We start from the raw sequence: 13,250 nt of genomic DNA on the forward strand, positions 1-13,250 counted from the left end.
CTTGATCTTTGTTTGAGGTGAAGAAATTATGCAACGTGATGAAAACTGTTTGATTGATCAGGCTTTTGCTGTTTCAGTATTTCGGTTTACGGCTGCATCGATGAAATTATTGATTCTGATTTGACGGCTAGAGAAAGACCTAAAATTCAACCTCTTTGTGAGGTGACAACTCATCGGTCTCAGCAGAAATAAAAAACAGAGGCTTTACTCTGTTTTTTATTTCTAGTCTGGTTAGCGTCTGGTTTTTACTTCTAGTAATACAGGGTCTTCGTTGAGATAGCCAGTTTCTTCAGGAAATGCTAAATATTGCGTGGTGAGCACTACTTTGTTTTGCTGGGGAATATAAAAAGCCTGTTTGACTTTTAATTCGGGTTTATAGCTAATCGCTTGCTGTAATTGACTGCCAAACCAGACTGAAGCGACCTGATATTGATAATGATATTGTTGAACTTTGATATTGGGGTCAACCCAGATTGCGGGTACTGTTCTTTGTTGCTGTTTATTAATAATAATTTTAAAAATTTTGGGAGTAATGCATTGGATCGGTTGTAAACGACGCTTAATCTTGTTCAGTTCAGGCTCAAGTACTTTGTACTGCTGATCATAATCAATCAGACCTGTACGTTTGTTGACATATAAAGAATTCACCTGTGTGAGTTTCGCATAGCGCAGATGTTTGGAGAACTGATAATAATACAGTTGTGGCAAGCGACCGCGACCATCTTCGAAATGACGGAGTAAATAGAGTTTTTGATCTTTGGCTTCGTAACCTAAAAATTCAATATGTTGTCCGCCACCAACCGTTGCCAGGCTGTTCATGGAGATGAAGATGCAAGCTGGGCCGATGAATAAGGATGTATAGCGCATCTTTAAAACCTCTTAAGGTTGCCATGCTTTATACATCGCACATTCACCGTGATAAAGAAAGCAGGTTTCTATTCAGAATAAGATAACTTTGTATCTTCTTCGTCATCTTCTGCTGTAATGCCCAACTCTTTGAGTTTGCGCGTGAGTGTGTTACGGCCCCAACCCAGCAATTCAGCGGCATGACGCTTACGACCACGGGTTTGCTGCAAAGCCGCATTAATCAGCGTGCGTTCAAACATTGGAGTCGCGATGTCCAGAATTTTCATCTCGCCATTTTTGAGTTTTTGAATTGCCCATTGGCCCAGTAATTCATCCCAGTGATGCAAGGAAACACGGTCAAAACTATTGCTAATAGTTGCTGGTTCACCTGATTTCTGAATAGGAATCTGTTTCAGTTCAGAAGGTAAATCTTCTGGGTAAACTTCGCGTCCAGTGATCATTACCGTGAGCCAGCGGCAGGTATTTTCCAGTTGGCGAACGTTACCTGGCCAAGGCAATTGTTGCATGTAGTCGACTGTTTCCGGACGTAGAATTTTTGGGCTCACGCCAAGTTCTTTACCGGCGCGTGCCAAGAAGTGCTGTGCCAGCATCGGGATGTCTTCACTGCGGTGTGCCAGCTTTGGAATATGAATCCGGATAACATTCAGACGATGGTACAAGTCTTCACGGAAACGACCTTCGTGAACCAGTTTTTCAAGATCCTGATGTGTCGCTGCCACAATACGCACATCGACTTTCACCGGAATATGCCCGCCGACCCGGTAGAATTCGCCATCCGCCAAAACGCGCAGTAAGCGGGTTTGGGTTTCAAATGGCATGTCACCAATTTCATCGAGGAATAGTGTGCCGCCGTTGGCCTGCTCAAAACGACCTTGACGCTGGCTGTTGGCACCGGTAAATGCGCCTTTTTCATGGCCGAACAACTCGGTTTCGATTAGGTCCTTAGGGATGGCTGCCATATTTAAAGCAATAAATGGCTTGCTACTACGTGGCGAGTGCTTGTGTAGCGCATGTGCTACCAATTCTTTACCTGTACCCGATTCACCATTGATCAGTACTGTGATATGCGATTGTGATAAACGACCAATGGCGCGGAATACTTCCTGCATGGCCGGAGATTCACCAATAATTTCTGCTGACTGAATCGGTGAAACGGTTTTGGCAGACTCTTGCTGTTGTAGTTTGTTGACATGCAGAATTGCCCGCTGTACCAGTGCCAATGCTTCATCAATATCAAAGGGTTTTGGCAAATATTCAAACGCACCGGTTTGATAGCTGGATACAGCCGACTCAAGATCCGAATGGGCTGTCATGATGATGACAGGTAAATCCGGGTAGCTGCTTTTTACCTTGCCGAGGAATGTCAAACCATCGACACCCGGCATACGGATATCGGTTAAGATGACATCTGGGGTATCTGCGGCTAACTGATCTAGCGCGCTTTGGGCTTCTTCGAAGCTTCTGACATCCAGGCCTTCTTCTTTAAAGGTTTTTTCCAAAACCCAGCGCATGGCGCGATCGTCATCGATTACCCATATTTTATTTCGCGACATGGTTTGACTCCCAAGGTAAATATAAGCTAAAGACTGTTTTTCCTGGAACAGATTGGCATTCAATCATTCCGTTATGTTGGTGCATGATGTTCTGGGCGATACTTAAGCCCAATCCGGTTCCTTTGGCACGTCCTGTAACCAAAGGGTAGAACACGGATTCCAGAATTCCTTCCGGAACACCTGGCCCATTATCTTCAATGTCGATCCGAACCGCGGAGCGATGCAATACACCATTAATGGTGACCAAACGCTGAATACGGGTTCTTAAAATCAATTCTGGTTGATGCTCGACAAAAAACTCTTTGTTTTCTGTTACGGCTTGTACGGCATTCACGCTGATATTGAGCATGACCTGGATCAGCTGATCACGGTCTGCCAGTACTTCCGGAAGTGATAGATCATAATCGCGGGAAATTTTAATTTTCTTTTTGGTCTGATTCACGATCAATGAACGGACACGTTCAAGAGGCTCATGCACATTGACCAATTCATAGCTGGGTAACTGACGTGAGCCCAGCATGGTATCTGCCAGATTACGCAGACGATCTACTTCATCAATGATAATGTCGGTGAATTCTGCATATTGTGGATTATTTAAACTGCGCGCTAAGAGTTGGGTCGCACCACGAATACCCGCTAAAGGATTCTTGATTTCATGTGCGACACCGCGAATGAGCTGACGAGCGACCTGATGCTGCTGAATGAAATTTTCTTCTTTGGAAATTTTTAGCATGCGATCAATCGCATTTAACTCGATCAGGAGTAAAGGATGGTACTTTTTGCCTGAGTTGAGTTGGGATGCAGTGTAATCGACATGAATAGGTTTGAAATTAACACTGATGACTGCTTCACGGCGGGTATAGGGTTGACCGGTTTTTAGTGTATTGAGCAGTGCTTCATGCGTGTTGAAAGGGTCATCAGGTGCATGTAATAGATTTAAAACAGGCTGGCCAGAGGCACGTAACAGGCTAATATCGAATAAGGCTTCGCACGCAGAGTTCAAATAAAAGACATTCAGGTTACTATCGACCAACATAATTGCAGTGGTCAGATTATCTACCAAGAGGCGGTAGTCAATAGTAGGGCTTTGATCCATTAGCGAATGATTCCTGTATTAAAATAGCGCAATGGCATCTTCATTTTTTTGATTGTCTCCCTGTAATGAGACATCTTGGTGAAAAAAACTCCCTCTAAATAAGCAAAATGCACGCCAACTTTTTAGGTCAAGTGAATTTGAAAGAGATGAAGATGAAAAGTGCGCTGAAATTGGTCTTTATCGTTGTGATGATTTGCACTCTGATCTTACCTGAAAAAAATACTTGAGCCAAAATGGTGCATTTGAATTATTTTGCAAAAAGATAGGTTGTATTTTGGTGCATTATACAAAGAGTCAGCTGGACAACTATTTTTATCAACGGAAAAGACATACAATACGCCCATTCTAGTGGAGCGCAGATTCATGAAGACCCCCAAAGTCGGTTTCGTTTCTTTAGGTTGTCCTAAGGCATTGGTAGATTCTGAACGAATTTTAACTCAGTTGAAAACTGAAGGTTATCAAGTAGCATCGGATTATGAAGGTGCTGATCTAGTTGTTGTTAATACCTGTGGTTTTATTGAATCTGCAGTACAAGAATCGTTAGATGCGATTGGCGAAGCCATGAATGAAAATGGTCGCGTGATTGTGACGGGGTGTCTAGGTAAAGATGAAGATAAAATTCGTCAAATGCACCCCAACGTCTTAAAAGTGACCGGTGCTGCAGCCTATCAGGATGTGATGGAAGCTGTACACGAATATGTTCCGGCACCGCCAAAGCATAATCCGTTTATTGATCTGGTTCCAGAACAGGGCGTACGTTTAACGCCAAAACATTATGCTTATCTGAAAATTTCTGAAGGCTGTAATCACCGTTGCACTTTCTGCATCATCCCAAGTATGCGTGGTGATCTGGTATCGCGTCCGGTCGGTTCTGTTTTAGAAGAAGCAGCAGCACTGAAGCGTGCGGGTGTGAAAGAAATCCTGGTGATTTCCCAGGATACCTCGGCCTATGGCGTAGATACAAAGTACAAGCTGGATTTCTGGAACGGTCAGCCTGTTAAAACCAAATTCTATGACATGTGTGAAGCTTTGGGCCAGTTGGGCATTTGGGTGCGGTTACATTATGTATACCCATATCCGCATGTGGATGCCGTAATTGGCTTGATGGCTCAAGGTAAAATCCTGCCGTATCTGGATATTCCTTTCCAACATGCCAGCCCGAAAATTCTCAAATTGATGAAACGCCCGGCACACAGTGAAAATACACTGGAGCGTCTCAAAGTTTGGCGTGAAAAATGCCCTGACTTGGTCATTCGTTCAACTTTTGTCGTTGGGTTCCCGGGTGAAACAGAAGAAGATTTCCAGATGCTCCTCGACTGGCTGAAAGAAGCCCAGCTGGATCGAGTGGGTTGCTTTACCTATTCACCGGTTGAAGGTGCTACAGCAAATGACTTGCCAGACCATGTGCCGGAAGAGATTAAGCAAGAGCGTTATGAACGTTTCATGCAGGTACAGCAAGAAATCTCTGCAGCCAAGCTCCAGCAGCGTATTGGTCAAACCATGACTGTATTGGTCGATAGTCTCGAAGAAGAGTTCCCGGTCGCTGTGGCGCGTTCTTATGCAGATGCACCTGAAATTGATGGTAATGTATTTGTCGAAGACATTGATAAATCCAAAATTAAGCCGGGCGATTTGTTAGAAGTCGAAATTACCGACGCGGATGAATACGATCTGTTTGCCAAGTTGATTCAGATTAAATCGGCCTAAGTACAGACCTAGACTTAAAAAGAATTTTCATTTTTAAACCTTATTTGGAGCAGCAACATGGCAGACTCAAAAACCCCACGTTACTCACGTATCTTGTTGAAACTTTCCGGTGAAGCTCTGTCCGGCAATAAAGATATGGGAATCGATGCTCAAGTTTTGGATCAGATGTCTTTATCGATTGCACACTTGGTGGGTCTAGGTGTGCAAGTGGGTATTGTGGTCGGTGGCGGTAACCTCTACCGTGGTAGCCAGTTACAAAAAGATGGTCTAGTTGGTCGTGTAACTGGCGATCAGATGGGAATGCTAGCCACTGTAATGAATGGTCTCGCAATGCGTGATGCTTTGGTGCGCCGTAACATTAAAACCCGTTTAATGTCAGCACTGCCGATTGGTACGGTGGTTGAACCCTATTCGAGCCGTGATGCAATTCGTCATTTATCACAGGGTGAGGTCTGCGTTTTTGTGGCCGGTACAGGCAACCCATTCTTCACGACAGACACTGCTGCGTGTTTACGTGGGATCGAGATTGAAGCTAACCTCATTTTGAAAGCTACAAAAGTGGATGGTGTTTACAATAAAGATCCAAGTAAATATGAAGATGCTGTGAAATATGACAGTTTGACTTTTGACCAAGTACTTGATGAGAAATTGGGTGTCATGGATTTAACGGCGATTTGCTTATGCCGTGATCATAATGTGCCATTACAAGTATTTGATATGAATAAATCAGGTGCATTGCTTTCTGTGGTTATGGGCGAAAAAGAAGGTACCCGCGTCACGAACTAATGTACGCTTGGCCTAAAGCTCTTTATACTAGCGCTATTTTGTTATAACGAAACACCTTTGAATAAATCAGTAAGGAAGATCTTATGATTAACGATCTTAAAAAAGACAGCGAACAACGCATGCAAAAAACCCTTGAGTCTTTAGATCAGGGTTTTGCCAAAGTTCGTACCGGCCGTGCGCATCCATCCATTCTGAATGGTGTGATGGTTCCTTACTACGGCTCTGACGTGCCTTTAAACCAAGTGGCGAACGTCGGTGTTGAGGATTCCCGTACATTGATCGTGCAGCCATTTGAACGTACGATGGTTTCTGCAATTGATAAAGCAATTCGTGAGTCTGACCTAGGGTTGAACCCGATTACTGCGGATTCTATTCGTGTTCCGCTACCTGCGTTAACTGAAGAAACACGTCGCGATATGCAGAAAGTGGCGCGTTCTGAAGCTGAAAATGCTAAAGTCGCGATCCGTAATATCCGTCGTGATGTTTTAGGTGACTTAAAAGCATTATTGAAAGAAAAAGAAATTTCTGAAGATGATGACCGCCGTGCTGCAGAAGACATCCAAAAAATTACTGATAAATACGTTGCAGAAGTCGATAAACGTCTTGCCGCTAAAGAAGCTGAATTGATGAAGGTCTAATTCAATGACCTCTTCTGAAGACAAGCATCTTCCTCAGCATGTTGCCATCATTATGGATGGCAACAATCGCTTTGCCAAAAAATATCACATGCAAAAAGGTGAAGGGCATCGAAAAGGAAAAGCCATTCTCGACCCCATTGTTGATCACTGCGTTCAACGGGGTATTTCTGCGCTGACGGTTTTTGCATTTTCCAGTGAAAACTGGAATCGTCCGCAGTTTGAGGTGGATCTTCTCATGGCATTGCTTGAAGAGACCATTCATGAGCAATTGCCGCGAATGGAGCAATTCAATATTGCCTTGCGTTTTATTGGGGATCGTTCACGTTTGTCCTCAAAATTACGTGAATTGATGACCTATGCAGAAGAGCGTACCGCTAGTTTTACTAGAATGACACTGACTATCGCGATTAGCTATGGTGGCATGTGGGATATTGCAGAAGCCGCACAGAAAATCGCGCAAGCTGCAGTCAATCATGAAATAGACATCAGCCAGATTGATGCGGAGTTGTTTGGTCGATATGTCAGCTTGGCTGATTTATCTCCTGTCGATTTATTAATCCGCACAGGTGGAGACTACCGTTTGTCAAATTTTCTGTTATGGCAAACGGCGTATGCTGAGTTGTACTTTACCCAAACCTTATGGCCTGAATTTACGGCTGAAGAATTTAATCATGCCTTGGAAGTCTTCGCTGGACGTGAGAGACGCTTTGGTAAAACATCAGAGCAAATCCAACAAGAGAACAATTGAGAACGTATAAATGTTAGAGCGGATTATTACCGCCTTGGTCTTGGTGGCAGTTGTACTGAGCTGCATGTTTGCTACGCAATCTTATTATCCAATGTTGATCTTGATGATGGTCGCGGCCGGGGTGGCAGGTTATGAGTGGTTTAAACTCATGCCGAGAAAAAGCAAATTTGTCATTAAACCTTTGGCTTGGGGTTTTGGTATTTTAACAACCTTATTATCAGGGCTGGCTTTATATTGTGATGATATGGTTATGCTGCTATGGTCAGCATCCATCTTAACCTGGTTGTTTGGGGCTTATTGGGTGAAGTCTTATCCCGAATATGAGGGATGGTATAATCCAAGCTTATATCTCTTGGGACTTGTTCTAGTTTCCGCTGCCGTTACTGCAATTTTTTCCGTCTGGCAAAGTTCACCATGGTGGTTGATGTATCTATTCCTACTGGTCTGGGGCGCAGACAGTGGGGCCTATTTTGTTGGGCGTAAGTTTGGCAAAAAGAAACTAGCACCAGACGTGAGTCCAAATAAATCGGTTGAAGGTTTGTATGGTGGGATTATTACTGTAGCCATCATTATCGTATTGGTTCAATCGAGCTATTTGGATTTAACTCTTTCTCAGCATATCCTGTTTATGGTGCTTTCTCTGGTTACGGTTTTTGCTTCGGTGTTGGGTGATCTGTTTGAATCGATGATCAAGCGTCGTGCCGGCATCAAAGATTCAGGACGTATTTTACCCGGCCATGGTGGAGTGCTGGATCGTATCGATTCATTACTGGCTGCAGCACCTGTTTTTGCTGCGGGTATGTATGTACTAAAACTTATGGGTGTGGATTTATAAATGTCACAAGCAGTTTGCGTATTAGGGGCTACAGGTTCTATCGGTCAAAGTACACTTAAGGTGTTAGAACAACATCCTGATAAGTATTCTGTTTTTGCAGTTACCGCACATAGCCGAATTGAAGCACTGGTCGAAATATGTAAACGCTACCATCCTAAAGTCGTTGTGGTTCCTGCTGAACATGTAGATCCATTACGCCAGATGTTAAAACAGGTCGAACTTGAGCATATTGAAATTCTCATTGACGAAGCGGGTTTAATTGCAGTGTCTGAGCATCCGGAAGTGGATGTCGTGATGGCTGCTATTGTCGGAGCTGCCGGTTTGCTACCGACCTTGGCCGCTGTAAAAGCAGGCAAGCGGGTTCTCCTGGCCAATAAAGAAGCTTTGGTAATGTCCGGTGACTTGATGATGCAGGCAGTTCATGAGCATCAGGCGTTGTTGTTGCCCGTAGATTCTGAGCACAATGCGATTTTCCAATGTTTGCCACCGGATTATTTGCATGCCCCACGTGATGGACAGCCGAAATTGGGTGTGTCTCGTGTCTTATTAACTGCTTCAGGTGGGCCATTTTTACAGCATAGTCTAGAGCAGCTCAAAACGGTGACACCGCAACAGGCATGCAAACACCCGAATTGGTCCATGGGACAAAAAATTTCTGTTGATTCAGCTACTTTGATGAATAAAGGTTTGGAGTTGATCGAGGCCTGTCATCTCTTCTCTATTTCAGAAGCCTATGTCACAGTTGTGGTGCATCCACAAAGTATCATCCATTCTATGGTGCAATATGTTGATGGTTCTACGTTGGCACAATTAGGAAATCCTGATATGTGTACACCGATCGCACATGCATTGGCATGGCCAGAACGTATTCATACCCATGTGCCAGCATTGGATCTGTTTGTTCATCAACAGCTGAATTTTCAGGAACCCGATACTGTTCGCTTTCCTGCACTGAAATTGGCGCGTCAAGCGATGCAGGCAGGCGGTTTGAGTCCGGCTATTCTGAATGCGGCAAATGAAATCGCAGTTGCTGCCTTTTTGAATCAGCAAATTGGTTTTACTGAAATTCCACAAGTCGTTGAACAAACCTTACAAACGGTTGAAAATGGAGCAGCGAATCAGCTAGAGCTGATTCTGCAGGCTGATGCACGTGCTCGTCATTGCGCCCATCAATATATAACGCAACTCAGGAGTTGATGATGAATGCCTTGTTTATCATAGTTGCTGCAATTTTTTTGCTTGGTCCATTGATTGCGATTCATGAATTTGGACATTATTGGGTAGCTCGTAAACTTGGCGTGAAAGTCCTGGTGTATTCCATCGGTTTTGGTCCGACGTTGTTGAAATGGACCTCAAAAAAATCGGGCATTCAATATCAGCTTTCGGCATTACCCTTGGGTGGTTATGTCAAGATGCTGGATGAGCGTGAAGGTGATGTTGCTGAGCAGGATTTACCTTATGCATTTAACCGCCAAGCACCATGGAAGCGTATTGCGATTGTTGCAGCGGGTCCGCTCATTAACCTGATCTTTGCAATTCTGTTGTTCTGGGTTTTATTTTTGCCAGCTCAGGAGCAGTTAAATACCCGTATTGGTAAAGTGCTTCCAGCAAGCCCTGCGGCAGCTGCGCAATTACAAGTCGGAGACAAAGTTACTGCAATTGATGGTACACCGACAGCCACTTGGGAAAAATTAAACTATGCCTTGGTGGATCGTGCAGGAGAAACCGGTACGGTTCAGGTGCAGGTTGAGCGTCAAGGCCAAGTACAAAATTTTAATTTACCGATTCAAAATTTTCTGAAAGATCAAAGTCAATCACCTTTAGAGATCTTGGGCTTTGTCCCTTATCGTCCTGTCATTCCGGCAGTTGTGCACAAGCTGAGTGAGGATGGGGCTGCAATCCGTCAAGGAATGAAAGAGGGAGATCGTATTGTTGCGATTGATGGCGTCAAGATGCACGACTGGTTTGATGTGGTCGATAAGGTGCAAAAATCACCGGAAAAACTGTTGAAAATTGACGTGCTACGCCAAGGGCAGCTCGTACAGCTTGAGGTCATGCCACAAGGTCAGCGTGACAATATGGGGAATGTGAGTGGTGTGCTGGGCGTACAAAATAATCCCGGTAAAGTCTCCATTCCTGCAGAATACAAACAGACTTTGCAATATAATCCGGCAGAAGCATTGATGATGGCAGTGGACAAAACTGGCCAACTTTCAGGCATGATTTTGAACTCAATCACCAAAATGATTCGTGGTCTGATTGGTTTGGAGAATCTGTCTGGCCCCATTACGATTGCTAAAGTGGCTGGGCAAAGTGCTGAAATGGGCTGGCAGACGTTTATTTCTTTTATGGCGCTCATGAGTGTGAGTTTGGGAATTTTAAACTTATTACCGATCCCAATGCTTGATGGTGGCCACTTAGTCTATTATTTTATTGAGGCCATTCGAGGCAAGCCGGTTTCTGAACAAATACAATTAATCGGTTTAAAAATTGGTATGGTACTGCTCGGAAGTATGATGCTTTTAGCATTATTTAATGATTTTATGCGTTTATAACAACGTAGAAGATGGAATAAATTAACTTTTACTGGAAATTTGGCATGCGGCACACACATTTATTTATGCCTTTGGCACTCGTCAGTGCGATGGTAACAATACAACAAGCATATGCGGCAGATGAGTTTATTGCGCGTGATATAAAAATTGAAGGCCTCGTTCGCTTAACGCCGACCAATGTGTACAGCATGTTGCCAATCACCAGTGGGGATCGTGTTGATGATGCCCGTTTGGCCAGTGCAATCCGTACCTTGTATGCCACTGGACTTTTTGATGATATCAAAGCGTTTAAACAGAATGATGTTTTAGTTTTTCAGGTTGTTGAACGTCCTGTCATTTCAAAAATCGAATTTAAAGGCAACAAGCTGATTCCAAAAGAAGCGTTGGAAGATGGCTTGAAAAAAATGGGAATGTCAGAAGGTGAGGTGCTGAAAAAATCGGCCTTACAAACCCTGGAAACTGAACTTGAGCAGCAATATGCTCAACAAGGCCGTTATGATGCTGATGTTCGGGTAGAAACGATTGCTCGTCCGAACAACCGTGTTGATGTTGTGATTAATTTCGTAGAAGGCACAGCAGCCAAAGTCTTCGATATCAATATCATCGGTAACACCATTTTTAAAGATGATGAAATCAAACAGGTCTTTGCGGTAAAAGAAACGGGTTGGACTTCTGTTATTTCGCGCAACGATCGTTATGCACGTGAAAAAATGGCGGCGAGTCTAGAAGCATTGCGTGCATTGTATCTCAATAAAGGTTATATCAATTTTACGATTAACAGTTCTAATCTCAACATCAGTGAAGATAAGAAGCATATCTTTATTGAAGTGTCGGTTGATGAGGGTGAGCGCTTCAAATTTGGTCAAACCAAATTTTTAGGTGATGCCCTTTATAAAACTGAAGAACTACAAGCCTTGCAGCTCTATAAAGCTGGCGAAATCTACTCGCAGGAAAAGGTAAATAATGTTAAACAGTTATTGCTACGTAAGTATGGTAATGCTGGTTATTACTTTGCCGAAGTGAATGTAGTTCCACAGATCAACAATGAAACAGGTGTTGTTGATCTCAACTATTATGTCAACCCAGGTCAGCAGGTGACTGTACGACGGATTAATTTCGCTGGGAATACCAAAACGGCAGATGAAGTTTTGCGTCGTGAAATGCGCCAAATGGAAGGTGCTTTAGCCAGTAATGAAAAAATTGATCTGTCGCGTGTACGTTTAGAGCGTACGGGCTTCTTTAAGACCGTGAATATCAAACCTGTCCGTATTCCAAATACGCCAGACCAAGTGGATTTAAATGTTGATGTAGAAGAGCAGCATTCAGGCACCAGTACGCTGGCTGTCGGCTATTCACAAAGTGGGGGTATTACCTTCCAGGCGGGATTAAGTCAGACCAACTTCCTAGGAACTGGTAACCGTGTATCCATTGATTTGTCGCGTTCACAGACTCAGGATTATTATAACTTGAGCGTCACTGATCCGTATTTCACCATTGATGGTGTAAGCCGTGGTTATAATATTTACTATCGTAAAACCAAGCTTGATAGTAGTTATAACGTGAACAACTACGTAACGGATAGTGTGGGTGCTAGTCTAAGTTTTGGTTATCCAATTGATGAAAATCAGAGCCTCAGTGCTTCAGTCAATGTCGATCAGACTGATGTCAAAACAGGTGAGTATGTCTCCACGTATATCGCTGACTACCTTGCAGCGAATGGTGGAACAGATAACCAGTTCTTGACCTATAACCTGAATTTGGGCTGGTCTTACAATACACTCAACCGTCCGATTTTCCCAACCTCAGGGATGTCGCATCGTGTCAACTTTGAAACAGCAGTACCGGGCAGTGATGTCGAATACCAAAAAGTCACTTATGATGCTCAAGCTTTCTTGCCGTTAGGTCACGATTTTGTACTACGTGGTTATGGTAAATTGGGCTATGGTAATGACTTGCCATTCTATAAAAACTTCTACGCAGGTGGTTATGGTTCGGTACGTGGCTATGATGTCAATACCTTAGGGCCTGAATATCCAAGTGTGTATTCTGTAAAAAATGGTACCCCGGATACGAATCCTGAACAGGTCGGTGGTAATGCCTTAGTACAATTTGGTACAGAATTAGCTTTACCATTACCATTTAAAGGTGATTGGACGCGTCAAGTAAGACCAGTCCTCTTTGCTGAAGGCGCACAAGTGTTTGATACTCAGTGTAATGTTCCAACTACACCGATTAATGGTGTGGATGCAAAGCAATACTGTGAAGATAACAATGCTTTTGACTTTGGTAATCTACGCTATAGTGTAGGGGTAGGCTTTACCTGGATTACCATGATTGGTCCACTTTCATTAAGTTATGCCTTCCCGCTGAACGACAAAGAAGGTGATCAAACTAAGTCCGTTCAGTTTGAAATCGGTCGTACTTTCTAAGTACGGCCTTTTCAGCAAAAATTTCAGTCCTCATAA

11 protein-coding genes are annotated in these 13,250 nt (G+C 43.6%); 8 read left to right on the forward strand and 3 right to left on the reverse strand.

Annotated features, from left to right (window positions below):
* Positions 1-231: 231 nt before the first annotated feature.
* The 3 genes from PGW99_RS05225 to glnL all read right to left on the reverse strand — a co-directional run bounded on the left by PGW99_RS05225 (position 232) and on the right by glnL (position 3,516).
* Positions 232-867 carry an aminotransferase gene (locus PGW99_RS05225; protein ID WP_273779146.1) on the reverse strand — a complete coding sequence of 212 codons (636 nt, stop codon included), beginning with the start codon at positions 865-867 and terminating at the stop codon, positions 232-234.
* Positions 868-935: 68 nt separating this feature from the next.
* A complete protein-coding gene (gene glnG / locus PGW99_RS05230) occupies positions 936-2,420 on the reverse strand; it encodes a nitrogen regulation protein NR(I) (protein ID WP_273779147.1) in 1,485 nt (494 codons plus the stop codon).
* Positions 2,407-3,516 carry a nitrogen regulation protein NR(II) gene (glnL, locus tag PGW99_RS05235; protein ID WP_273779148.1) on the reverse strand — a complete coding sequence of 370 codons (1,110 nt, stop codon included), beginning with the start codon at positions 3,514-3,516 and terminating at the stop codon, positions 2,407-2,409. Before glnL ends, glnG begins: the two co-directional genes overlap by 14 nt.
* 363 nt (positions 3,517-3,879) lie before the next feature.
* Here glnL and rimO point away from each other — a divergent pair, with 363 nt between their 5' ends.
* The 8 genes from rimO to bamA all read left to right on the forward strand — a co-directional run bounded on the left by rimO (position 3,880) and on the right by bamA (position 13,214).
* Positions 3,880-5,223 (forward strand): 30S ribosomal protein S12 methylthiotransferase RimO, encoded by a 1,344-nt coding sequence (gene rimO / locus PGW99_RS05240; protein WP_273779149.1) that lies wholly within the window; start codon positions 3,880-3,882, stop codon positions 5,221-5,223.
* A 57-nt stretch (positions 5,224-5,280) separates the two neighbouring features.
* Positions 5,281-6,009: a UMP kinase gene (gene pyrH / locus PGW99_RS05245; RefSeq protein WP_273779150.1), complete on the forward strand. Its 729-nt coding sequence runs from the start codon at positions 5,281-5,283 to the stop codon at positions 6,007-6,009.
* A gap of 83 nt (positions 6,010-6,092) precedes the next feature.
* A complete protein-coding gene (gene frr, locus PGW99_RS05250; protein WP_273779151.1) occupies positions 6,093-6,647 on the forward strand; it encodes a ribosome recycling factor in 555 nt (184 codons plus the stop codon).
* 4 nt (positions 6,648-6,651) lie between these two features.
* The gene (gene uppS / locus PGW99_RS05255; RefSeq protein WP_273779153.1) at positions 6,652-7,395 is read left to right on the forward strand and encodes a polyprenyl diphosphate synthase; all 744 of its coding nucleotides are present in this window, start codon (positions 6,652-6,654) and stop codon (positions 7,393-7,395) included.
* A 10-nt stretch (positions 7,396-7,405) separates the two neighbouring features.
* Positions 7,406-8,230 carry a phosphatidate cytidylyltransferase gene (locus tag PGW99_RS05260; RefSeq protein WP_273779155.1) on the forward strand — a complete coding sequence of 275 codons (825 nt, stop codon included), beginning with the start codon at positions 7,406-7,408 and terminating at the stop codon, positions 8,228-8,230.
* The gene (ispC, locus tag PGW99_RS05265) at positions 8,231-9,427 is read left to right on the forward strand and encodes a 1-deoxy-D-xylulose-5-phosphate reductoisomerase (protein ID WP_273779157.1); all 1,197 of its coding nucleotides are present in this window, start codon (positions 8,231-8,233) and stop codon (positions 9,425-9,427) included.
* Between the two features lie 2 nt (positions 9,428-9,429).
* A complete protein-coding gene (gene rseP, locus PGW99_RS05270) occupies positions 9,430-10,785 on the forward strand; it encodes an RIP metalloprotease RseP (RefSeq protein WP_273779158.1) in 1,356 nt (451 codons plus the stop codon).
* Between the two features lie 44 nt (positions 10,786-10,829).
* Positions 10,830-13,214, forward strand: coding sequence for an outer membrane protein assembly factor BamA (bamA, locus tag PGW99_RS05275; protein ID WP_273779159.1), 2,385 nt, complete (start codon positions 10,830-10,832; stop codon positions 13,212-13,214).
* Positions 13,215-13,250: the final 36 nt, after the last annotated feature.

Origin of the sequence: Acinetobacter sp. GSS19, from assembly GCF_028621895.1 — a bacterium.
Taxonomy (GTDB): Bacteria; Pseudomonadota; Gammaproteobacteria; order Pseudomonadales; family Moraxellaceae; genus Acinetobacter.

What these genes read in the sequence shown, in the direction of transcription:
- glnG (WP_273779147.1), bottom strand. Translation starts at nt 2,420, where the DNA reads ATGTCGCGAAATAAAATATGGGTAATCGATGACGATCGCGCCATGCGC.
- bamA (WP_273779159.1), top strand. Translation starts at nt 10,830, where the DNA reads ATGCGGCACACACATTTATTTATGCCTTTGGCACTCGTCAGTGCGATG.
- PGW99_RS05260 (WP_273779155.1), top strand. Translation starts at nt 7,406, where the DNA reads ATGTTAGAGCGGATTATTACCGCCTTGGTCTTGGTGGCAGTTGTACTG.
- glnL (WP_273779148.1), bottom strand. Translation starts at nt 3,516, where the DNA reads ATGGATCAAAGCCCTACTATTGACTACCGCCTCTTGGTAGATAATCTG.
- ispC (WP_273779157.1), top strand. Translation starts at nt 8,231, where the DNA reads ATGTCACAAGCAGTTTGCGTATTAGGGGCTACAGGTTCTATCGGTCAA.
- rseP (WP_273779158.1), top strand. Translation starts at nt 9,430, where the DNA reads ATGAATGCCTTGTTTATCATAGTTGCTGCAATTTTTTTGCTTGGTCCA.
- pyrH (WP_273779150.1), top strand. Translation starts at nt 5,281, where the DNA reads ATGGCAGACTCAAAAACCCCACGTTACTCACGTATCTTGTTGAAACTT.
- rimO (WP_273779149.1), top strand. Translation starts at nt 3,880, where the DNA reads ATGAAGACCCCCAAAGTCGGTTTCGTTTCTTTAGGTTGTCCTAAGGCA.
- PGW99_RS05225 (WP_273779146.1), bottom strand. Translation starts at nt 867, where the DNA reads ATGCGCTATACATCCTTATTCATCGGCCCAGCTTGCATCTTCATCTCC.
- frr (WP_273779151.1), top strand. Translation starts at nt 6,093, where the DNA reads ATGATTAACGATCTTAAAAAAGACAGCGAACAACGCATGCAAAAAACC.
- uppS (WP_273779153.1), top strand. Translation starts at nt 6,652, where the DNA reads ATGACCTCTTCTGAAGACAAGCATCTTCCTCAGCATGTTGCCATCATT.